We start from the raw sequence: 23,820 nt of genomic DNA on the forward strand, positions 1-23,820 counted from the left end.
CTGCTACACCGAAGCTGGTTTAAGCAGAAGCATATTAACTTTAGCAAGCACAATCAACACATGCCGGTTGCTTTCGGTTTACGTCGTAAGTAACCGGCATATGTGTTTAACACCCTTCTATGCAATATAAAATCAACGGGATGCGAAAAGGAATGGCGGCTGTGTTACTGACAGGCTGCTTTTCTATATATGCGTGCAGCGAAAAGGAAAGCCCCGAGCCTGTGGCGCCGAAACCGGATGCCGGCAAAATCATAACGGTGAACCCCGCGACCGCCTACCAGGAGATGATCGGGTTTGGCGGTGCCCTGACCTGGTACAGCGACCGCGTGGTGAGCAGCAGCAAAAGCGAGGAAATCTACCAGCTGATGTTTGAGGATTTGGGCATGGACATCCTGCGCCTGAAAAACTGGTATTACCCCCTGGATTACCCGGTTAACAAATCGCCCGAAACCATGTTGACGGCAGGTGACAAAACTATGTTTGAGGCCACCAATACCTTCTACCGGAAAGCAAAGGCCGTGAACCCCAACATCAAGGTCCTGCTCAGCGCCTGGGGACCGCCGCCCTCCCTGAAAAGCAACAATCACTTAAGGGAAGGCACCCTGAAGAAAGACGAGAACGGCTATATGTACGAGGAGTTTGCCACCTACTGGTCCGACATCCTCGACAACATCGCTTTTGCCCCCGACTATATCAGCATCCAGAATGAGCCGGGCTACGTGAACCCCGGCTGGACCACCTGCCAGTGGAGCCCCACCGAAACCGCTACACTGGCCGGGTATGGGCAAGCTTTCGAGCAGGTATACCAGAAAATCAAGGAGAGGCCGGATGCTCCCGTCATGATCGGCCCTGAGTCGGAGAACATTCCGGCCTTCTTTAATTTTGCCCCCGTGGTGAGAGACAAGGAATACTGCCCCATCTATGCCTACCATCCCTATAATTTCAACGCGGGCACTGATATAAGCCAGACGACCGCGCAGCTGGGCGAAATGCACAGGCGCTTCGGAGACAAGCCCGGCATCATGACCGAGTATTCTGCCATGCCATGGTTCAAGACGGCGCGGTTCATCCACCAGGCCATGAAGTACGCCCATACCTCGGGCTATATCTACTGGGAGCTGGTTTGGGGGGATGCGAACACCAAAGACAAAGCGATGATCTATATAGACGGGGCTGGTAACTATACTGTCAGCCCGTTTTACTACGTCATCAAGCACTTTGCAAAATACGTAGATGCGGGCCATATACGGGTGGAGGTCGCCTCCAGCACACCTGCCCTGGAGGTAACGGGCTATATGCACCCCGACCGACAGCAGCTGACACTCGTGATCGTGAACCCCGATGCCCGCGCCTTCGACTATGCGGTGGAGGTGACGGGCGAAGAAGTGAAAGGCATGGAAGGCTATCAGAGCGTGGAGGGAAATTTCTTTAAACCCCTGGGCAGTACCCCAGCTAACGGAACCGTGAAGATTCCGGCCTCCTCCATCACGACACTGGTGTTGGCTATATAAACACCTGATATGCCGGAGAACTCCAGCTTAACCGGTGATGCGGAAAGTACCAGTAACGGTGACGAAAAGGATGGAGACACAGAAAATCTATATCCGGCAGGCAGGCACTATATAAATACGCTCTGCTTGCCGGATATATAGGTGCAGCGAAGCAGGTTAGGCTTATATTAGCAGTAAACAGGGAAATCGAAATAGCTTTTTGATTCATCTGGTTTCGGAGCCCGATATTATGTCAATAATGCGTTGGATGCCTTTTTTCTTATATCATTCAACAACATAACATATAAATATTAAAATCATATGTCATTAACTCAAAGCTGGAGATGGTACGGGCCGAACGACCCGGTGACCTTGCAGGATATAAAGCAGGCGGGCGCCACGGGCATTGTCTCGGCCCTGCACCATATACCGCATGGTGCCGTGTGGCCATTCGAAGAAATACAGGAGCGCAAACGCACCATTGAGGAGGCTGGCCTGGAATGGGTGGTGGTGGAGAGCGTGCCGGTGCACGAGGCCATTAAAACCCGCAGCGCCGACTGCGAAAAATACCTCGACAACTACCGCCAGTCGCTTCGCAACCTCGCGGCCTGCGGCATCAGCACCGTGTGCTACAACTTTATGCCCGTGCTCGACTGGACCCGCACCGACCTGGCCTACGAGCTGTGGAGCGGTGCGAAGGCCCTGCACTTCGACTGGGTGAAGCTGGCCATTTTTGATTTATATATACTCAAGCGGGCGGGCGCAGAAAACGACTACGCCCCTGACGTGGTGGCGCAGGCTCGGGAGCAGGTAAAAGCGCTTTCAGATGAAGACCTGCAGCAGCTGGCCGACATCATCCTGATGGGCGTGCCGACGGAGGGCAGCGTGACGGTGGAGGAACTGGCGCGGAGTATTGAGGTATATAAACGCATCGGCCGCGACGGGCTTCGCGAGAACCTGGTGTACTTCCTGCAGTCAATCATGGACGTGTGCGAGGAAACGGGCATCAACATGACCATCCACCCCGACGACCCACCCTACGCCATCCTGGGTTTGCCCCGCGTGGTTTCCTCCAAGGAAGACCTGCTGTACCTGCTCGGGAAAGTAGACCGCAAGCCAAACGGCATCTGCTTCTGCACTGGCTCGCTTGGCGCCGGAAGGCACAACGACCCGGTCGACATCCTGAAAGCGGTGGGCCACCGCGTGTACTTTGCGCACCTCCGCAACGTGCTGAAAGACGAAATGGGCAGCTTCTACGAGTCTGACCACCTGGCGGGCGATGTGGATATGTTCGGGGTGATGAAAGAGCTGGTCGCGATCAACCAAGGGCGGGAGCAGCCGATCCCGTTCCGCCCCGACCACGGCCACCAGATGCTCGACGACCTGCACAAAGTCACCAACCCCGGCTATTCCGCCATCGGCAGGCTCCGCGGACTGGCCGAGTTGCGTGGCCTGGAAATGGGAATAGAAAGATCAATGAACGGCAGCTGAAAGGCATATGCCTGCCGGCAGGAAGGTGAGGCAAAGCTTTCCCTGGAATCGAAGCAGGTAGAAATTTATGAACAGGAGCGGCTGTGTGCAGCGGCTCCTTACATCAGATCATCATGAACGTATCTTTCCAAAACCACCACCCGCAACAGCGGGGCGCGCTTTGTACTGCGCCGCTGGTAAACCGGCGGCAAAGGCTGCTCTGCCTGGTTCTGTTGCTGCTGGTTGCTCTGGCCGGCCCCCAGGCAGCTTCCGCCTCAGACGGCCTTCCCTCCTACATCGCCACAGAAAAAGGGATGGGCCGTTTCCCGCTTTCTGCTGACGGCAAGGCTGCGCCTATCTACGTGAGCGCCGAGGATTACCCAGGCGTGGCGCGGGTGGCAAAGCACCTGCAGGCAGATATAAAAATGGTCACCGATGCTGAGCCGCAGCTTCTAGTCGGCAAAAAAGCCCCGAAAGCGAATGAAATTGTACTGGTGGGGACGCTGGGCAAAAGCCCCCTCATCGACAAAATGGTGCGGGACAGGAAACTGGATGTGGCAGGCATTGCCGGGCGCTGGGAGACTTCACTGATACAGGTGGTGGAGAAGCCGATGCGCGGCGTGGACCGGGCGCTCGTGATTGTGGGCAGCGACAAGCGCGGCACCATATATGGCATGTATGACCTGTCAGGCGAGATCGGGGTTTCACCCTGGTACTGGTGGGCCGATGTGCCGGTAAAGCAGAAGCAGAGTGTGTATGTGTTGCCAGGCCGCCATACGCAGGGCGAGCCGGCGGTGAAGTACAGGGGCTTCTTCATCAACGATGAGGCGCCGGCACTTTCCGGGTGGTCAAAAGAGAAATTCGGAGGCTTCAACCACAAGTTCTATGATAAGGTGTTCGAACTGCTGCTACGCCTGAAAGGCAATTACCTCTGGCCCGCCATGTGGGGAAACGCCATCTATGACGATGACTCGCTCAGCGCGCCCCTGGCAGATGAATACGGTGTTGTGCTCGGCACCTCGCACCACGAACCTTTGACGCGGGCGCACGATGAGTGGAGGCGCTACGGGAAAGGCCCCTGGAACTATAAAACAAATAAGGAGAACCTGCAGGCGTTCTGGCGAAAAGGCATGGAGCGCATGGGCACCCACGAAAGTATCGTGACCATCGGGATGCGCGGCGACGGGGATGAGCCGATGTCGGAAGAAAGCAACATAGCCCTGCTGGAGCAGATCGTGACCGACCAGCGCGAAATCATAGCTAACGTGACCGGAAAGCCCGCCTCCGAAACACCGCAGATATGGGCGCTCTACAAAGAGGTGCAGGACTACTACGACAAAGGCATGCGCGTGCCGGATGATGTGACGTTGCTTTTAGCCGACGATAACTGGGGCAACATCCGGAAACTGCCGAAGCCGGGCGAGAAACAGCATGCCGGCGGCTACGGCATCTACTACCATTTCGATTATGTGGGTGGCCCCAGAAACTACAAATGGCTGAACACCAACCCGATCCCGAGGGTATGGGAGCAGATGCAAATGGCGCATAAGTATGGCGCCGACCGCATCTGGATTGTGAATGTGGGCGACATTAAACCGATGGAGTTCCCGCTGGAGTTCTTCCTCGACTATGCCTGGAACCCGGACAAATGGCCGGCAGAGCGGCTGCAGGAGTATACGATACTGTGGGCAGAGGAGCAGTTCGGCAGCCAGTACGCCCAGCCGATTGCAGAAATCCTGGCAAAATACTCCAAGTTTAACGGCCGCCGCAAGCCTGAATTAATATCGCCAGAAACCTATAGCCTGACGAATTACCGGGAAGCAGAGCGTGTGGTGGAAGCGTATAACAAGCTGGTGGAGAAAGCAGAGCAAATCTATGAAGAGCTGCCCGCTGAATACAAAGACGCTTATTATCAACTGGTACTCTTCCCGGTAAAAGCCTCCGCTAACCTCAACGAGCTGCATATCACGGTGGGGAAGAACCAGCTATATGCCAAACAAAACCGCACCGCCGCCAACGACATGGCCGCAAAAGTGAAGGAGCTGTTTGAGAAGGACCAGGCCCTGATAAAGTATTACAACGACACGCTGGCAGGCGGCAAGTGGAGCCATATGATGGACCAGACGCACATCAGCTATACCTATTGGCAGCAACCGGAGAAAGACCTAATGCCTTTGGTGAAACTGGTGCATGCTTCAGACGGCCCAGCAATGGGCGTAGCCGTGGAAGGCTCTGATGCCTGGTGGCCACTGGAGAAAGGACATGCAGAATTACCTGCGTTTACTCCCTTCGGGCAGCAAACATATTACATCGAGTTGTTTAACCAGGGTAAGGAGCCTTTTAATTATAAAGTGCAGTCTGGGGCACCGTGGCTAAATGTTTCCTCCACACAAGGCACTGTTGACAAAGAGCAAAGGCTGCTGGTGAGTATCGACTGGCAGAAAGCACCAACCGGCGTGCAGCGTGTTCCGATCACAGTTACCGGTCCGAATGGCACCACTGTAAAAGTGCAGGCCCTTGTGAATAATCCGGCTACTATAAAACCGGGCAAGGTGAGCGGCTTTGTAGAGAGCAATGGCTATGTATCGATGGAAGCAGCACATTATACCCGTGCTGTAGATAACGGCATTATAGAGTGGCAGCTTATTCCGGATTTGGGCAAAACGGTATCAGCCATGACGCCTTTCCCGGTAACAGCCGAAACGCAAAAACCTGGTGGTGATAGTCCGCACCTGGAATATAAGATGTACCTCCAGAATGCCGGTGAAGTGAAGGTACACGCTTACCTGTCACCTACCCTTAATTTCAACGCCTCCGACGGGCTCAAGTTCGCCGTTTCCATTGATGATGAGGCTCCGCAAATCATCAACATGCACAAGGAGAACTCGGAAGGTGCCTGGAACAAGTGGGTAGCCGATAACATCAACATCCTGACTTCTACCCACAACGTAGACAAGCCAGGCGAGCATGTGCTCAAGTTCTGGATGGTAGACCCGGGTGTGGTGCTGCAAAAGATTGTGGTAGACACAGGCGGTTTAAAACCCTCCTACCTGGGGCCACCGGAAAGCTTTTATCAGCCTGAAAAGGCAAATCAATAAACCAGAAAGCTCCGTTGGAAGACCTGCTAACGGAGCTTTCTGTTCATCATATTAATAATCTGCATACTTATGAACCAACGAAACCATTTATTGCAAAAGGCTTTTGTATTCCTGTGCTGCCTTTTTTACCTGGGCAGTTCACCTGCTTTTGCGCAGAATGAGGATACATTCCAGAACCCTATTCTGCCGGGTTTTTATCCTGACCCAAGCATCACGCGAGTAGGGGACGACTACTACATGATTCACTCCTCCTTCTCCTTTTTCCCGGGTGTGCCTATTTTCCATAGCAAAGACCTGGTAAACTGGACCCAGATTGGCAACATTCTGGACAGGCCGGAGCAACTGGACCTGGATGGCCTGGGTGCAAGCAGAGGAATATTTGCCCCTGCTATCTCTCACCATGAGGGTACCTTTTATATGATAACCACCCTGATAGACAACGGCGGAAATTTTGTTGTGACGGCCACCGACCCTGCTGGTCCATGGTCAAACCCCACCTGGCTTCCGGAGGTAAGCGGCATCGACCCTTCCATCTTCTTTGATGAAGATGGAAAAGCGTATATCACCTACAACAGCGAGGCGCCTGACAACAAGCCACTCTACGATGGCCACCGCACCATCCGCATTATCGAGTTCGACTACAAGAACATGAAAACAGTGGGGTCTCCGAAGATACTGGTGAACGGCGGTGTGGATATTTCTAAAAAGCCCGTCTGGATTGAAGGACCACACATCTATAAAAAGGACGGTTACTATTACCTGATGGCGGCAGAAGGCGGCACGAGCGTAAACCATTCCGAGGTGATTCTGAGGAGCAGAAACGTAATGGGAGAATACGTGCCTTACGAGAACAACCCCATCCTCACGCAGCGCCATCTACCGAACGACAGAAAGAATCCCGTATCTGCCACAGGCCATGCCGACTTGGTGGAAACGCAAAACGGCGAGTGGTGGGCCATCTTCTTAGCCACCCGCCCCTACGACACGGAAGACCATTATAACATTGGCCGTGAAACTTTTCTGGCGCCTGTTACCTGGAAGGACGGCTGGCCCATCATCAATGCTGATTTTGAGGAGGTGCAGTATTCTTACAAGCGCCCAAACCTGCCCTCAGCGAAAAAGCCTAAGTTTCCGTTGAGCGGAAACTTCGTGCAACAGGAAGATTTTAAAGAGAGCAAGTTGCCTTTCTACTGGCTGCTCCTACGCACGCCCCGCACCCAATGGTATAGCCTGAGCGACCCAGCCGGAAACCTCACCCTGGACCTGCAGCCTGCCACATTATCAGGAAAAAATAATCCTTCCTTTGTTGCCAGAAGGCAGCAACATGTTACGGGAAGTGCCAGTACCAAAATGAGCTTCAAGCCCACATCTGCGAATGAGTTTGCAGGTATAGCCGCTTTCCAGAGCGAGAACAACTACTATGCGCTGGGCAAAACCATCTCTAACGGCAAAGAAGTGGTGCAGCTGCTAAAATCAGAAAAACCAACAGATGGCACTACGAACGGAACCACCACCGTTCTGGCAGAGAAGGCCTTGAGCAGAAGCGAAAGGGGCAAGCCGCTTCACCTGAAAACGGAATTTGACAAAGGCAATATCAGCTTTTATTATAGCACCAAAGAAGGTGACTGGAAACTACTGCAGGACAATGTGGACGGAACCTTCTTAAGCACGCGCGTTTCCGGAGGCTTTGTGGGTACCACGCTGGGCATGTATGCCACCTCACAAGGCAAACCTTCCAAAAGCAAAGCTACTTTCGATTGGTTTAGATATGAGGGGAAAGACCCTATCTATAACACCTTGTCAACAACAAAGTAAGTAGGACATGAACCATGGAAGGGCTCAGCTTTGTGCTGAGCCCTTCTGCTTTATACCATTATCAACTGAATACTGCGCACGCAGCTGTTCTATAGAACCCACCCCTGCCCCTCCGAGGAGGGGAATCTGCAGACAGGCAAATTGCAATGCGCATGAACCAACTGATATTGGTATTATACCTCCTTTGGAGCAAAAAGTACTGCTATAAGCATCCATATATAACCAACTTCGAATTGAAATTTCTAAAAGAAATGTGCTTATTCTCTGATGCTAATAACGCCCTCCTATTAGCCTGTCATTCAATCCAGCCTTCTTTGGAAACTGCGGAAGCCTTTCCGGGGCTGCATAAACAGTAGCGGTGTCAGTAAGCGATTCCATGAAAGCAATAAGGTCCTGCTTTTCTCCTTCTGTCAGGTTGAGCGGGCTATCAGGCAAAGTCTGGTTGGGCACGTCGAGTCCAAGACCTGCTCCCCCACCGGCGTCATAAAAATCCACCACTTCTGCTAAGACTGCAAATGCACCGTTATGCATGTAAGGCGCTGTGAGGGCAGCATTCCGTACCGTCGGTGTCTTGAAAGAATGTTTCCAGGCGTCCGCGGGTATCACACCGGCACGGCCCAGGTCTTCGTCGAGTGTTGGATGCGCAAAGTCTGCAGAAGCGGTTACCCCCAGCACCTCTGTCTCACTTTCGAGGTAGCGGGGTGGCACCGTGCCGTTAAAAGTCGGGGCAAAATGGCAGGTGCCGCAGGCGGCTTTTCCCATGAACAGGTTGTAGCCGCGCTTCGCAGATGCACCAAGCTGCTCGGTTTCGCGGCGCATGTAGCGGTCGAAAGGAGAGTTGAGCGCCACCAGGCTTTGCACATAGGCCGCAATAGCCCGGTTGATGGTGTTTGTGCTTAATCCGTTATCTGCCTGACTGGAGAAAGCACGCTTAAAGAGCTTTCGGTACTCCGAACTCTGCTGCAATTTCAAAACCACTTCCTCGTAATTGCCATGCAGCTCATCTGATTTCACCACGACGTCCGGCACCTGGTCCTGCAGGTATATGGCGCGGCTGTCCCAGAAGTAGGCATTGCTGAAAACGGAATTCAGCAGCGTGGGCGAGTTGCGCTGCACCGTCCCTTTAAAATCAAAGGCTATACTGCGGGCCTGTCCGTCGGTAAAGGCTTTGGAAGGAACATGGCAGCTGGCGCAGGAACGCTCATTGTTAGCTGACAGCACCGGGTCAAAGAAAAGCACTTTGCCCAGTTCTATTAGCTCTGGTTTCTGTTCTCTCCGGTCTTGTTTGGCAAAATAGGCCGCCTGCAGAAAATCAGCACTGAAAAGACTGCTGGCATGGTCATTTACTGGTTTGTGTACGGAAGCAGCTGTTGGCAGCAGTTCCTGCTGCAGCGCCGTAAGAGCCGCGTACGCGAGGTCTGCCAGTTCTCTTGTAAAGTACAGCCTGTCGAATGTATCAAATGCCGGATGCTGCTGCAGGTATAAAACAGCCTGTTGCAGTTGCTCTACTGCTTTGCTGCTATAGGTCTTGGCCTTACCACTCAAAGACGAATCATATAGCTGGGCGGCATGCAGGACCGGCTGCAGCGCCAGGGCGACATGCGCCAGTTCGCATCCGGCAGCAGGAGCATCAAAACCAGTTATACCCATCGCCACTACCCGCACCAGTTGCTCGCGCAGGCTCTCCAGGATTTGTTTATCGGACAATGGCTGCTGGTATAGCGAGCCGGACAGGAGCGACACCGCATCCTGCAGGCCATGGGCCAACACTATTGCCTCTTTCGCTATAACCGGCTCCACCTCCTCCGCAAACACCAACTCTTCCAGTACCTGCAGCCCCTCCGGTGGAAAAGTTCTGACGCTGGGCTTCTGAAAGTGGAGCGTCTGGTAGTTTACCTCCTCTACCAGCACTTTTGGTAGTGGTGCCCCATTGATTCTCTTAGCCAGTTCCGGGTCCAGGTACTCCGCCATATACTCAACTTTTTTATAGGCCTGCTTCACCTGGTAAAAGGCCTCCTGCGCCTGCTCAAGCGAAGCCTGTTCCTGCATTAGTAGCTCCAGCGTTACTGCCAGTAGTTGCGACTGCTGCTTCAGTTTGCTCATATCCGCTATCAGGCTTTGCCTGACGGTGTCGGCCACCTGATTCGTTCTTACAGTCTCCGTTTTAAACGAAGTCAGCACAATACCCGCGAACAGGCACATGCTCATCAGCAGTAACACGGGCATCAGTTTAACTTTATCAGTTGGTAAGCCTTTATATGCCATGGAGGAATAACAGGGTTAAGGATGATGACAAAGTAAGCAAGCAGCTGTTACCTGTACTTTATGCAGGAATTATCCTATGGTTATCAAAAGGTCCTGTTTTGCATTCCTGCGTGTTTACAAAAGCAAACATAACAGCAGGGTAACACCAGCCCTGCATTCATAATAATTGGTTAAACATTCACTAATTGTAGAGTAACCTTAATGCAGTTGTTTTGGGGATTGGAAATTTTATCTCATAAACCACTTAAAACAACTATGAACAAGTTCTACAAAAGACTGCTCTTTGCTGCCATCTTCGCTGGTGCTGCTGTTACGGCTGAGCAAGCAGGTGCACAGTCAGTAACCGCTGCAGGAAGCGGCTCGCCGAACAAAAACAAGATTGGCAGTTTTACTTCCGTAAAGCCTGACGGACAGGCTGAGACAATCACCTATCCTTCGGAAACGCACACTATCCAGATGCTGGCCAAGTCGAATGTGACCAACTATACCGGTTCTGAAGAAACAATAGGGCGCAACAATGACTTTACTGCTTTCATCCCTGTTGCAGGAAACGTGAAGAGAGGTTATTTAACTATAAACCATGAAACTTCCCCTGGAGGTGTTTCTATCCTGGACATGCGTCTGGATGAAGCCTCTAACCTGTGGGAGGTGGATGCGGTGCGAAAGGTAGATTTTTCTCCGGTGGTCCAGACCGTCCGAAACTGCTCCGGAGGCATAACTCCTTGGGGGACTTTGATTACATCAGAAGAGACCTATAACACCGGCGACGCCAACGAAGACGGCTACCAGGATGTGGGCTGGCAGGTTGAGATAGACCCGGTAAGCGGCAAGATTGCAGACTATGACGGCGACGGCAAACCAGACAAGCTCTGGGCAATCGGCCGCATGAATCACGAGAACATCGCCATCAGCCCCGACCGGGTTACTGTGTACCAGGCAGAAGACGGCGGTTCGAGCGGTGTGTTCAAGTATGTGGCCAATGAACCCGGCAACCTCTCTGAGGGAACACTCTATGTACTGAAGCGCGACAGCGAGACATCCCTTACCGGCACCTGGGTGGTGGTTCCGAATACCACACAAGCAGACCGGAATAACACACGTAGCCTTGCCATTGCTGTAGGTGGCACCAACTGGAGAAACCCGGAGGATATTGAGTTTGGCCCTGATGGAAAAATGTACTTCACAGCAAAGGGAACAGGCACTATCTGGCGTTTCAAAGACGATGGCATGACAGTTTCTGAGATTGAAGCCTGGGTAACGCCCCAGTTTTTTAATGTAAACTACAACGGAGGCACACAGGCAGAAAACTGGGGAACCGGTATCGACAACCTTACCTTCGACGGGGAAGGAAACCTGTGGGCCCTGCAGGATGGTGGCCGCAACAACCTGTGGGTGGTGCGGCCCGACCATACCCCGGAGAACCCGAAACTTGAGCTGTTCCTGACAACTCCTTTCGGTTCAGAGTCTACCGGCCTCACCTTCTCCCCTGACTTTAAGTATGGCTTCATTTCTATTCAGCACCCAAGCGGCGCTAACATGGCTACCTTCACGGACGCCGCCGGCAATGAGGTGCAGTTCGACAGAGATATAACCTTTGTTTTTGCCCGCAAGCAGTTTTTGGGTAAAGAGAACAATGCTGCAGTTGCACAGGCGTCTGAAAACCAAGTAGGGGTTTACCCTAACCCTTTCCAGGCTAATACAAAAGTAAAGGTAGCAGTGCCGAGGCAAGGTTATGTAAGCGTGGAGGTCCTGGATATGCAGGGTAATAAGGTAGCAACTTTATTCAATGGTCACCTCCAAGCCGGGGAGTATACCTATGACTTCAGCCCCTCTTCATCATCAGGTAGCACTATTTACCTTGTAAAAACGCAGGTAAACGACCAGAAGTCCACAACAAGAATTCTCCAGGTGAACCAATAGTTAATCGGAGCAATGTTAAGCACAGGCTATGGGTGCTGTACCCATAGCCTGTGTTTTGTTCTCCATGATGGCAAGCTGAATAGAATAAATCTTTCAAAGTATATAAACAAAGGCACAGGATGAGGCTAAGGTTCCAGGAGAGACATTTACCGCTACACATCTCATCCCTTTGATAACAGAAAAGTAATGCAGCATATTGAGCGATTCATATTTACAGTACTTATACTACTGGCCGTTTGGCAACCGCACAAAGCCCATGCACAGGCAAAGCCGCTGCCTCCGCAGGAGCTGGCTTCCACAAAAGTATACTATGATGTTCCGGAGGCGCTGCAGCAGAAAGGAAAAATACACCGCCTGAACATCCGGCAGCAAAATTATTACAGCTTCCCGCCTGACCTTTGTGAGCTGGTGAACCTGCAGTTCATCAACGCCATGAAAAACAAAATCAGCTTTCTGTCACCGGAGGTAGGTAACCTGCAGCAACTGCAGGAAATAAACTTCAGCGAAAACGAACTGACCGCCCTACCGGCTTCATTTTACACCCTCCAGGCACTGCAGAACGTCGACTTCAGCCACAACCATTTCACGGAACTGCCCGCGGGTTTTGCCAGCCTGCGCCAGCTAAAGGTGCTGCACCTAAACGAGAACAAAATAAGAACGGTGTCGCCGCAGGTGAGGCGCATGCGCGCACTCCATACCTTAAACTTAAGCTACAACCACATGGAAACACTGCCACCTGACATTGGAAAGGTCCGGAAGCTGAAGGACTTGTCGCTGTCACAGAACCAGTTGCGGGAGGTGCCTCCGGCACTGTTCAACCTGAAAGAGCTGAAAACCCTGGCCTTGGACTTTAACCAGCTCACGTCGCTGCCCAGCCAGGTAGGCAAGGCAAAGTCGCTGCAAACGCTTTTGCTGGGGCACAACCAGCTGAAAACTGTGCCGGAGGAACTAACCCGGCTGGAGAACCTCGAGCTGCTGGACCTGAGTTATAACCAACTTACTCACCTGCCGGCTGCTCTCAGAAAGATGAAAAACCTCCGCACGTTGCTCTTAGTCGGTAATAGTATTCCGGAAGCAGAGCAGGACCGGATAAGAAGGGCTTTGCCTTTGGCCACGGTTATTTTTTAGAGAGTTATGTAAACAGATGGAAAGGGATTCGGCAATGTGCCGGATCCCTTCTTTTTTGCCTGATACCCACTGCTGCAACCACCAAACGGCCTTGTTGCAATGTAAAGCCCCCTGCAGGCGCAACCGAAGTTACACAGGTAAATCTGTCGGTTTATACTAAAGATAACCAGCATGAGTCGGACAAAAGCGATGACCATTGAATAGAAGGTGACATATTGACAGAAACTAAAGCTCGTTTGCCCCGTGGCATAAGGGTTGTTATATAAGAGACATCACAGCAACTTGAATTTGAAATCATATAATAAAACTATAGAATGGGAAAGATAATTGGTATTGACTTGGGTACAACCAACTCTTGCGTTGCCGTAATGGAGGGTAACGAACCAGTGGTTATACCAAACAGCGAAGGCCGCAGAACAACGCCATCCATCGTTGCATTTTTGGACGGCGGAAACGGCGAGCGCAAAGTAGGTGACCCTGCCAAGCGACAGGCGATCACGAACCCGCAGAACACGATTGCCTCTATCAAGCGCTTCATGGGCCACAGCTACAATGAGGTAAGCGAAGAAGCGAAGCAGGTTTCATACAAGGTAGTGCAGGGTGGTAACAACACCGTGCGCGTGGAGATCGGCGACAGGCAGTACACACCACAGGAAATCTCTGCGATGGTGCTTCAGAAAATGAAGGCCACTGCCGAAGATTATCTGGGCACCACTGTAACGGAAGCCGTGATCACGGTGCCGGCTTACTTCAACGACGCACAGCGCCAGGCCACGAAAGAGGCCGGTCAGATTGCGGGCCTTGAGGTGAAGCGTATCATCAACGAGCCAACGGCAGCTGCGCTTGCCTACGGCCTGGACAAGAAGCACAAGGATCAGAAGATCGCGGTGTTCGACTTAGGCGGGGGTACGTTTGATATCTCTATCCTGGAATTGGGTGACGGCGTGTTCGAGGTGCTTTCCACGAACGGCGACACGCACCTCGGTGGTGACGACTTCGACTCCAAGATCATCAACTGGCTGGCCGATGAGTTCAAGAAAGACGAAGGCCTCGACCTGCGCAAAGACCCGATGGCCCTCCAGCGTCTGAAGGAGGCTGCTGAGAAAGCAAAGATTGAGCTTTCAAGCTCAAACGAAACGGAGATCAACCTGCCCTATATCATGCCGGTAGACGGTGTGCCAAAACACCTGGTGCGCAAACTGTCCCGCGCTAAGTTCGAGCAGTTAACGGATGACCTGATCCGTCGCTCAATGGACCCTTGCAAGCAGGCGTTGAAGGACGCCGGCCTTTCTACCTCTGATATTGACGAGGTGATACTGGTAGGTGGTTCTACGCGTATTCCGAGAGTGGTGGAAGAAGTAGAGAAGTTCTTCGGCAAGAAGCCTTCCAAAGGAGTGAACCCGGATGAGGTGGTTGCCATTGGTGCCGCGATCCAGGGTGGTGTATTGACAGGTGAGGTAAAAGACGTGCTCCTGCTGGACGTAACACCACTTTCACTGGGTATCGAAACAATGGGTGGTGTGATGACGAAGTTGATTGAGTCGAATACGACTATCCCAACGAAGAAGTCAGAGACTTTCTCAACGGCTTCCGATAACCAGCCATCAGTGGAGATCCACGTGCTGCAGGGTGAGCGCCCCATGGCCCGCGACAACCGCACCATCGGCCGTTTCCACCTGGCGGACATCCCACCAGCGCCACGCGGCGTGCCGCAGATCGAGGTAACGTTTGATATTGATGCAAACGGTATCCTGCATGTAACCGCGAAAGACAAAGCGACAGGCAAAGAACAGAAGATCCGAATCGAGGCTTCCTCTGGCCTGAGTGAGCAGGAAATTGAGCGCATGCGCCAGGAAGCCGAAGCCAACGCTGAATCTGACAAGAAGGCGAAAGAAGAGATCGAGAAGCTGAATGCTGCCGACTCTATGATCTTCCAGACCGAAAAGCAGCTAAAGGAGTATGGTGATAAGCTCTCTGCCGGCAACAAGTCTAACATCGAGAACGCGCTGACAGAATTGAGAACGGCGCACGGTTCTAAAGACGTAGCCGGAATCGACAAAGCGCTGGAGAATCTGAACAACGCGTGGAGCGCTGCCTCTCAGGAGATGTATGCTGCGACGCAAGGTCAGCCGGGCGGTGCCCCAGGCGCTGACGGCGGTAACGGCCAGGCAGGCGGCCCGCAAGGTGCTCCGGCCGATGGCGGTGTGACCGACGTCGACTACGAAGAAGTAGACGGCAGCAAGCAATAATGGATCAGATGATATAGAAAAGCCCCCGCTGAATCAGCGGGGGCTTTTTTTGTTATAGAAGGGTATATATAAAGTATATTCCAGATGTGGCATAGCTATTCATTGAGTTTAACAGCAGTCTGGCTTCTCCCCTGCTATATAATCAGCGTTGCGTCATCTGACCGTTATGTAGTGCATCAGAAATCTTCTCCAGCAAACCCTCAGACACAGGGTACTCAAACTTGCGGGCAAACAGGCCGGATGATTGCTGTATCGCCGCAAAATCTGTCTCGTCCAGGTTGGCCGGATAGTTTCCGTTCTTCTCCTCCCACAGCACATACCGCAGGTTGTCGTTGCATATGCTTTCTTTATAAGGCGAGTTCAGGAGAATGGTTTGAAAGAAAGTCTCTTCCGCACAAAATGTAAACCGGAACCTGCTGAGGTAAGAAGGGTGCCCTTGTATATAACCTACCACGTATTTAAGACATGCTGCACTCAGTGTCCACCACGTGGAACCGCCATACAGCTTTGGAAAATTCGCAGGGATGCCTCTGCTGATGCGAAGCCTCCGCTGGAGTTCAATTAACTGGTAAATCCGCTTCAAGCCCTTATCGGTCTTCCCGTTAAACAGGTCATAAAAGTTATAATTCGTGAGCCGGTCCATGCCGCCATATGGCCAGAAATCGACGGGCATCTCAAAGTGCTCTAAAAACTCCTTTCCCCTGTTACGGCTGATATACTCCTTAAAATAGGCGCAGCTTTTAATCGGGAAGTCAAGGCCGCTGATAAGGTGCATATACCCTACCTCCTCATTTCTGACGGCTTCGCTGCATAACAGCAGAATGCTCTGCAAGTGATTGAACCCGCCCCAGTTCACCTTGTACTTCCGCGACAGAAAAAGCACCCGCTCATCTCCAAGAAATTTGTCTAGCTCCCCTCTTGACAGGAGGCTTTTTTTGTCGATGTGTATATAAAAGACAAAGTCATCGTCGAAGCGCCGGATAATGCGCTCCAGATGCCCAAAGTTTTTATATGCCGTGACCAGGATGGCCTGCTTCATCTTAAAAAGTAATTGTTAATAACAAGAAAATGTCTTCGCCAAGCGCAGGAGCTGTGCAATTTATGTTGCTTCACTGCCACGCCACACAAGGTGCCTGGTCCACAGGGATTTGCCTAAAAATACCCCCAACCTGCTGTTCCAAGCACAGAAACCCACCTAAGGTCAAGGATTTGGACCTGCTGGCATGGCTGTATGCAGCCCCATAATTTTCAAAATCAGCCTCAGCCACGCATACATAATACTTTTTTAATATTTTTTAGTTATATACAAACTATTTCGTAAAATAGTAGTAATTAACTTTTGATATATAACTGAAGGCTAAGGCATGTTAGCAGTAGAAAAGAAACGGTGGGAGTGGGAGATAAATAATAAAACAAGTTACTGGGGGGAAAGCCTGCGGGAGCTTTGGTCGTTTCGCCACCTGCTGGCCAGCCTGGTAAGGCGACATTTCATACTGAATTACCAGCAAACCGTATTGGGACCCGTCTGGATACTTTTCCAGCCTATCATGACGCTGGTCACTTATGTGGTCGTATTCGATAAAATGGTCGGCATCCCGACAGGCACCTTGCCTCCGGTGCTGTTTTATTTCTCGGGCATTGTACTCTGGAACTTCTTCAGCGACAGTTTTTCGGGCACTGCCAACACCTTCCGCGACAATGCCCACCTGTTCAGCAAAGTCTATTTCCCGCGTCTTATCATGCCGTTAGCCGCTATCTCCACGCACTTCATCCGCTTCCTGATGCAGTTGGTGATGCTGCTGCTGTTTATCGCCTATTTCTGGTTTTTCAAGGGCCTTCGCCCCTCCCTCAACACATGGCTGGCGGCTTTTCCGCTGGCAGTTGTGCTGGCAGGGAGCATTGGCCTGGGGCTCGGGCTTTTCTTCTCTGTCCTGACGGCAAAGTACCGTGACATGTCTAACCTGGTGAGCCTGGGCATCCGGCTGCTGATGTTCGTGACGCCCGTTATTTTCCCGCTCAGCCTGGTGCCAGACAATGTGCAGTGGATCGTAAAAATAAACCCCCTGAGCCCGCTCTTTGAGCTTTTCCGGCTGTCGTTGCTGGGCGAGGGGTATGTTACGCCGTGGCAACTGCTGTACAGCGCGTTGTTTATGGTGATTGTTTTGTCAGGCGCATTGCTGCTGTTTAACAAGCAAGGCACCAAGTTGATGGATGTGGTTTAGCGGCGCTATGGGAGAAGTAGTGATAGAAGTTGAGCAGTTGTCTAAAATGTACCGCCTGGGTACCATTGGCACAGGCTCGTTCAGGCAGGACCTGCAGCACTGGTGGACAACGAGCGTGCTCAGAAAAGAAGACCCTTTCTTCCAGTTGGGAGAAGAGGAACCCGGCGCGGGCGGCAACCGGGCCATTTGGGCGCTACGGGATGTCAGCTTTGAGGTAAACCGCGGAGAGGCACTCGGCATTATCGGCAGCAACGGCTCCGGCAAGTCTACCTTACTCAAGATCATATCCCGCATTGTGCGGCCCACGGACGGCGTAGTAAGGGGAAACGGGAAAATAAGCAGCCTGTTGGAGGTAGGTACCGGATTCAACCAGGAACTGACCGGCAGGGAGAACATCTATGTGAGCGGCTACATCCTGGGCATGAGCAAAAGCGAGATCCGCAGCAAGTTCGACCAGATTGTCGACTTCTCCGGCATCGAGAAATTCATCGACACGCCTGTGAAGCGCTATTCATCCGGCATGTATGTGCGCCTGGCCTTCGCTGTGGCCGCGCACCTGGAGCCGGACATTCTGATCGTGGACGAGGTGCTGGCCGTTGGCGACGCTGATTTCCAGAAGAAATGCCTCGGCAAAATGCGCGAGGTAACACAGGCTGACGGAAGAACCATCCTCTTTGTGAGCCATAGCATGCAGGCCATCAAAAACTTATGTGACAAGGCTTTGTGGCTCGACAAAGGCAGGATGAAGGCGATAGGAGAGGTATCGGGTGTGGTAAACAAATATATAACCGGTGTGCAGAAACTCAAACTGAAGCAAAGCTGGGACACCCCCGAAGAAGCCCCCGGCAACGAGTGGGTGCGCATGAAGTCGGTTGAGCTGGTCCCACATCTCCTTCACCCGGAGGCCCCGCTGGATATCCGGACGCCGCTCACCGTTAAGTTTGAGTTATGGAACATGACGGATGGTATCGCATTGGGCGCAGGTCTGCACCTGTTCACCTATGGAGGCGAGTGTATCTTTGATGTGCCTTCTCCTGTCAGGACCTGCGACAAGGGACTGGTGAAAGGCGAGTGCACCATCCCGGGTAACTTCCTCAACGACGGCTCTTATTATATATCCCTGATATTTGTGAAAGACACCTCGGTTTCTCTTTTTTACCTGGAGGAGTGCCTTTCCTTCGACATGGAGGACTACCGCGAAAACATGAAATGGTACGGAAAATGGTGGGGGGCAGTGCGCCCCAAACTGCCATTCCGCTTCGAGCAGACAGAAATGGCTCTGCAGCAATAGCTTACCACCCCACGCGCCACGCCTATGAACCCACACCACCCTTACCAGATTACGCCTATATACCTGGACAAACAGCAGGCACTGCCCGAGCTGGATTTTAACCGGCAGGGCCACTACCTCGTGCTCTGGTGGAAAGAGATCGTGTTGGGGCATCTCTTCCTGAAGCCGGGCAGACCGCTCCCGGAAGAGGAGTTGTATCACAGGCTGGTGGAGGCGGTTGCACCCGCAGTTGCTTTCTACGCGAAGGAGCAGCCGCAAAACGGGCAGTGGCAGGAATGGGCGCTACAGAACGACCTCTCCCGCTGGGCTTTCTTCCTGGATGCTGTAATGGCGCCCTGGATCGCTGCTGACATGCCGGGAAGCGTACCAGTAACTGTGGTGATATGCACCCGCAACCGGGCAGGCGCCCTAAAGCATTGTCTGGATTCTATCAAAAGGATGGCATGCCAGCCCGCTGAGATCATTGTGGTGGATAATGCGCGGGAGAATGATGCGACAGAGAGTCTGGTCGGTACTTACGACGGCATTTTATATATAGATGAGCCTACGCCCGGCCTATCCTACGCCAGAAACACGGGCCTGCGGAAAGCATCCTCCCCGATCATAGCATATACCGATGACGATGTGCTGGTGCACCAGGATTGGATCTACAGGGTTTGGGAAACGTTCGCAGGCAGTGAGGTGGCCGCGATGACCGGGTTGGTGATTGCCTCCGAGCTTCAGGCAGAGACACAGCTGATTTTCGAAAAGCACTGGAGTTTTAACAGGGGATACACAGACACTATCTATAACGCTGCCTATTTCAAAAAACACCTCTCGAAGGGGCCGCCGGTGTGGCGGATCGGGGCGGGTGCGAACATGGCTTTCCGAAAGGGGATTTTTGAGGAGGTCGGCCTTTTTGATGAGCGGCTGGGGGCTGGTGCTTCCGGGTGCAGTGAAGACTCCGAAATGTGGTACCGGATTCTGCTGAAACGGCACACTATCCTGTATAACCCAAGGGCCATCGCTTTCCACCGCCACCGCCAGGACATAAAGGCGCTGCACAGCCAGTTGTACAGTTACATGCGCGGCTTTGCGGCGGCGGCGCTCATCCAGCAAAGCCAATACCAGCAGGCCGGGTATAAGCGGCGCTTGTTCCTGGACATGCCGCGCTATTACGGCAAGTTGCTGTACAGCGGCTTCCCGGGATACAGGTTCCGGTTTAAGACGCTCGGCTCCGAAATCAGGGGAATCCTGTCAGGTATTTTGTTCTATATACAGCACAGGCGCAGACCGGCCTACACCAAACACCCCGCTCAGGCATGAGGCAACAGCACGCACCCGAGCCTTTGGTGTCGGTCATTATCCCCTGCTACAACCACGGCCAGTATTTGCAGGAGGCGGTGGAGAGCATCCGGAAGCAAAACTATCCGGCCATTGAGGTGATCGTGGTGGACGACGGCTCGACAGACGATACCCGGGAGGTGGCAGCAAAATGCGCGGGCGTACGTTATATATACCAGGCCAACCAGGGGCTTTCGGCTGCCCGCAACACCGGCATCAGCCACAGCCACGGCGAGTTCCTGGTGTTCCTGGACGCAGACGACTGGCTATTGCCGGATGCACTCCGGACAAACGCACATTATCTACAAAAGGATGAGCGGCTGGCATTTGTGTCGGGCGGCCATGACAAGGTGTTTGTGGAAGAAGGCGTCACCAAAGAAGACCTGACCGAGGTGAAAGCGAACCACTACCTGCACTTGCTGCAGGGCAATTATATTGGGATGCATGCCACCGTCATGTACAGACGGCGAATCTTTGATGAAATACAATATGACACGACCCTTAAAAGATGCGAAGACTATGACCTTTACCTGAAAATTGCCAGAAAGCACCCGGTTTTCCATCACTGTCAAAAAATTGCCGCTTACCGCCTTCATACCACCAACATGTCGGCGAACATACCGGATATGTTGGCAACAACGCTTCGGGTACTGGCGCGGCAGCAAAGTCAGCTGGAGACGCCTGCCGAAAGAAAAGCGTACCAGCGCGGGCAACGCATTTGGAAGAACTACTACTGTAAAGAGTTGTGTTACAGGATACAGGCAAAGAAAGCCCCCGTTACCAAAGAGGCAGTTTATACCATTCTGCAACACAGGCCATCACTAATCTTACGCTATATGCTATCACCCAATACCTCCGCACTAAAAGCCAGTATAAAGAAAAACGCGCCTGCCTTCGGGTTGAGGTGGCTCCATAAAATAGGCCTGCACAAAAAGCACGTACCGGCAGTGGGCAAGGCTTATCTGGGTGATTTCGACAGAACGCAGCCCCTGAGCAAGAATTTTGGATATAACAGGGGAGGCCCCATAGATCGCTATTATATAGAGAATTTCCTGCAGCAGGAGGCCGGAAGCATCTATGGCCGGGTGCTGGAGATAGGCGATAACGGGTACACCATGCAATTCGGGCAGGGGCGCGTGACGAAGAGCGATATACTGCACGTTGACGCCAGCAACCCGAAGGCCACCTTCGTGGGAGACATCAGCGACGCACCGCATCTCCCCGACAACACCTTCGACTGCATCGTGCTGACCCAGACGCTCCACCTCATATATGATTTCAAGGGCGCCCTCCGCACCTGCCACCGCGTTTTGAAACCAGGCGGTTCGCTCCTGCTGACGGTCCCGGGCATCACGCCCATTGATCACGGTGAATGGAAAAAAACGTGGTACTGGTCGTTTACCGACAAAGCCATGCGTCGGCTGATGGAGGAGACGTTTCCAGCCGGCCACGCAGACGTGCAATGTTTTGGGAACGTTTTCGCCGCCACCGCTTTTCTGTATGGGATGGGCCTGCCGGAGGTGCCCAGGGCGAAGCTTGATTTCAACGACCCCCATTACCAGGTGATCGTGACTGTAAAAGCTGTAAAGGGATCCGCCTCTTGAGAAAAGGTCTGCTACATATCCTCAACAGGCTCTTGGACCCAAAGGCCCTGGTGCTGATGTATCACCGCATCGCGACTCCTGCGGCGGATATATGGGGAATAGCCGTGAGCCCGGAGAATTTTGAACAGCATCTGAAACTCCTCCGCAACAGAGGGAACGTGGTACCTCTGCGGGATTTGGTAAAAGACGTGAAGCAGGGGAAAGTACGCAGGAACAGTATCGCCATAACGTTTGATGATGGTTACACAGATAATTTCACAGTTGCCAGGCCGCTGCTGGAGAAGTACCAGTTACCTGCCACTTTCTTTATCACCTCCGGGAACATCGGCAAGGAGGAAGAGTTTTGGTGGGATGAACTGGAGCATATTCTCCTGTTCGCGCCACAGCTTCCGCAAATTTTCATGGCCAAGTTGAGTGACAGTCCTTTTACATTCGACCTGCAGGCAGAGGCATCGCTCACTGAGGAGCTACAACAGCATCACCGCCGTTGGGATGCCAGCAACGATGCCCCTCCCACCCTGCGGGCCCGGCTTTTCTTTTTGCTCTGGCAACAGCTCAAACCGCTGCCACAACCGGAACAAGAAACGCAGATGCAAATCATCCGGGAATGGGCTGGCGTACCCGTGTCAGCAAGGCCAGGTTATATATGCATGGCACCCACGCAGTTGCAGGAACTGAGCCAGCACAAGCTGTTCGATGTTGGCGCACATACGGTGTCCCACGCAGCCCTGGGAATGCACAACCTCGCGGTTCAGCAAAAAGAGTTGCTGGATAGCAGGCAGTTCCTGTCAGCGCTAACCGGGGCCGACATCCCGTTGCTGGCTTACCCCTATGGCAACTACAACAACTGGACTTTGGAAGCAGCGGCGAACACGGGCTTCGCGGCGGCTGTCACCACAGAGGAAAAAGCGGTGACAAGGAGATCCGGGGCATATAGGTTGGGCAGGGTGCAGGTGAAAAATATGTCAGGCCAAGCCTTCGCCGCACAGCTGCAACAGTGGCAGCGTAAACCGTAACATCGTATATGACGCAAGCCCCTACTCACCTGGTCTCCGTTGTGGTTGCCTTCCTGAACGAAGAAAAGTTCTTGGGAGAGGCAATAGAAAGCGTGCTTCAACAGGAATATACTCACTGGGAGTTGCTTTTGGTCGACGATGGCTCCACCGACGGCAGCACACATATAGCAAAACAGTATGCAAAGCAGCTGCCCGGCCGCATCTACTACATCGAACACGAAGGGCATGTCAACAAAGGCCTTAGCGCCAGCAGAAACCGTGGTATTCAGCAGGCTGCGGGAACGTTGGTCGCTTTTCTGGATGCTGACGATGTCTGGCTCCCGAAAAAGCTCTCAAACCAGGTGCAGATTTTTTTGCGACACCCCCACATCGCCATGGTGGCGGAGGCATCTGCCTACTGGCACAGCTGGAACGACCCGCAGAAAAAAGACATCACGATCCAGGTGGGGGCGCCGCAGGATCGGGTATACCCCCCACTCCAACTCATGAGCCACCTCTATCCGCTGGGCGAAGGTGCGGCCCCCTGCCCGTCGGGCCTGCTGCTAACGAAGGAGGCTATCGAACGCGTGGGTGGCTTTGAGGAATCTTTCACGAAGGAGTACCAACTCTATGAAGACCAGGCTTTCCTGAACAAGGTTTACTTGCAGGAGAACGTCTATATCTCTTCAGCATGTAACAACCTGTACCGGCAGCGCGCAGGCTCCATTGTGCAATGGGTGCATGCGGATGGGCAGTACCATGCGGTGCGGCGCCACTTCCTGGAGTGGTTTCAGGCGTACCTGCGGCTACGGCAAATAAATGACAGAAACACCCTGCTTCTACTGAAAAAAGCACTGCAGCCGTACCATTACCCCAGGCTGCACTTTTTAACATGCACGCTTCCGGGCAAGGTAAAACGCAGCATTAAGAAAAGGATGAAATAAGCAGCA

General features: G+C 52.8%; 15 protein-coding genes. 13 read left to right on the forward strand and 2 right to left on the reverse strand.

Annotated features, from left to right (window positions below):
• Positions 1–119 precede the first annotated feature (119 nt).
• From ABD920_RS22860 to ABD920_RS22875, 4 genes are all read left to right on the forward strand, one after another.
• The gene (locus ABD920_RS22860; RefSeq protein WP_345162727.1) at positions 120–1,511 is read left to right on the forward strand and encodes a glycoside hydrolase; all 1,392 of its coding nucleotides are present in this window, start codon (positions 120–122) and stop codon (positions 1,509–1,511) included.
• 300 nt (positions 1,512–1,811) lie between these two features.
• On the forward strand, positions 1,812–2,981 hold the full coding sequence (uxuA, locus tag ABD920_RS22865; protein WP_345162729.1) for a mannonate dehydratase: 1,170 nt from the start codon (positions 1,812–1,814) through the stop codon (positions 2,979–2,981).
• A gap of 113 nt (positions 2,982–3,094) precedes the next feature.
• The gene (locus ABD920_RS22870) at positions 3,095–6,058 is read left to right on the forward strand and encodes a glycosyl hydrolase 115 family protein (RefSeq protein ID WP_345162731.1); all 2,964 of its coding nucleotides are present in this window, start codon (positions 3,095–3,097) and stop codon (positions 6,056–6,058) included.
• Positions 6,059–6,127: 69 nt separating this feature from the next.
• Complete coding sequence (locus ABD920_RS22875) at positions 6,128–7,873, forward strand: glycoside hydrolase family 43 protein (protein ID WP_345162733.1); 1,746 nt, start codon at positions 6,128–6,130, stop codon at positions 7,871–7,873.
• A gap of 270 nt (positions 7,874–8,143) precedes the next feature.
• Here ABD920_RS22875 and ABD920_RS22880 read toward each other — a convergent pair whose 3' ends face one another.
• Positions 8,144–10,099 (reverse strand): cytochrome-c peroxidase, encoded by a 1,956-nt coding sequence (locus ABD920_RS22880; protein ID WP_345162735.1) that lies wholly within the window; start codon positions 10,097–10,099, stop codon positions 8,144–8,146.
• 294 nt (positions 10,100–10,393) lie between these two features.
• On the opposite strand from ABD920_RS22880, the gene ABD920_RS22885 reads away from it, so the two are divergent.
• The 3 genes from ABD920_RS22885 to dnaK all read left to right on the forward strand — a co-directional run bounded on the left by ABD920_RS22885 (position 10,394) and on the right by dnaK (position 15,435).
• The gene (locus tag ABD920_RS22885) at positions 10,394–12,058 is read left to right on the forward strand and encodes an alkaline phosphatase PhoX (RefSeq protein WP_345162737.1); all 1,665 of its coding nucleotides are present in this window, start codon (positions 10,394–10,396) and stop codon (positions 12,056–12,058) included.
• Between the two features lie 186 nt (positions 12,059–12,244).
• Entirely contained in the window at positions 12,245–13,186 is a 942-nt protein-coding gene (locus ABD920_RS22890; RefSeq protein WP_345162739.1) for a leucine-rich repeat domain-containing protein, read from the forward strand.
• Positions 13,187–13,500: 314 nt separating this feature from the next.
• Positions 13,501–15,435: a molecular chaperone DnaK gene (gene dnaK, locus ABD920_RS22895; protein WP_345162741.1), complete on the forward strand. Its 1,935-nt coding sequence runs from the start codon at positions 13,501–13,503 to the stop codon at positions 15,433–15,435.
• Positions 15,436–15,577: 142 nt separating this feature from the next.
• On the opposite strand, the gene ABD920_RS22900 is transcribed toward dnaK, so the two are convergent.
• Positions 15,578–16,474: a beta-1,6-N-acetylglucosaminyltransferase gene (locus ABD920_RS22900; protein ID WP_345162743.1), complete on the reverse strand. Its 897-nt coding sequence runs from the start codon at positions 16,472–16,474 to the stop codon at positions 15,578–15,580.
• 325 nt (positions 16,475–16,799) lie between these two features.
• Between ABD920_RS22900 and ABD920_RS22905 the strand changes: the two genes are divergently transcribed.
• The 6 genes from ABD920_RS22905 to ABD920_RS22930 are packed head-to-tail and all read left to right on the forward strand — an operon-like array spanning position 16,800 to position 23,814.
• A complete protein-coding gene (locus tag ABD920_RS22905; protein ID WP_345162745.1) occupies positions 16,800–17,657 on the forward strand; it encodes an ABC transporter permease in 858 nt (285 codons plus the stop codon).
• A gap of 7 nt (positions 17,658–17,664) precedes the next feature.
• Positions 17,665–18,948, forward strand: a complete 1,284-nt coding sequence (locus tag ABD920_RS22910) for an ABC transporter ATP-binding protein (protein WP_345162747.1) — start codon at positions 17,665–17,667, stop codon at positions 18,946–18,948.
• 24 nt (positions 18,949–18,972) lie between these two features.
• Complete coding sequence (locus ABD920_RS22915; RefSeq protein ID WP_345162749.1) at positions 18,973–20,253, forward strand: glycosyltransferase family 2 protein; 1,281 nt, start codon at positions 18,973–18,975, stop codon at positions 20,251–20,253.
• The gene (locus ABD920_RS22920) at positions 20,250–21,875 is read left to right on the forward strand and encodes a glycosyltransferase (protein WP_345162751.1); all 1,626 of its coding nucleotides are present in this window, start codon (positions 20,250–20,252) and stop codon (positions 21,873–21,875) included. Before ABD920_RS22915 ends, ABD920_RS22920 begins: the two co-directional genes overlap by 4 nt.
• Complete coding sequence (locus tag ABD920_RS22925) at positions 21,872–22,891, forward strand: polysaccharide deacetylase family protein (protein ID WP_345162753.1); 1,020 nt, start codon at positions 21,872–21,874, stop codon at positions 22,889–22,891. Before ABD920_RS22920 ends, ABD920_RS22925 begins: the two co-directional genes overlap by 4 nt.
• 8 nt (positions 22,892–22,899) lie before the next feature.
• Entirely contained in the window at positions 22,900–23,814 is a 915-nt protein-coding gene (locus tag ABD920_RS22930; RefSeq protein WP_345162755.1) for a glycosyltransferase family 2 protein, read from the forward strand.
• The last annotated feature ends 6 nt before the right edge of the window (positions 23,815–23,820 follow it).

Source organism: Pontibacter saemangeumensis (genome assembly GCF_039541895.1).
GTDB lineage: Bacteria > Bacteroidota > Bacteroidia > Cytophagales > Hymenobacteraceae > Pontibacter > Pontibacter saemangeumensis.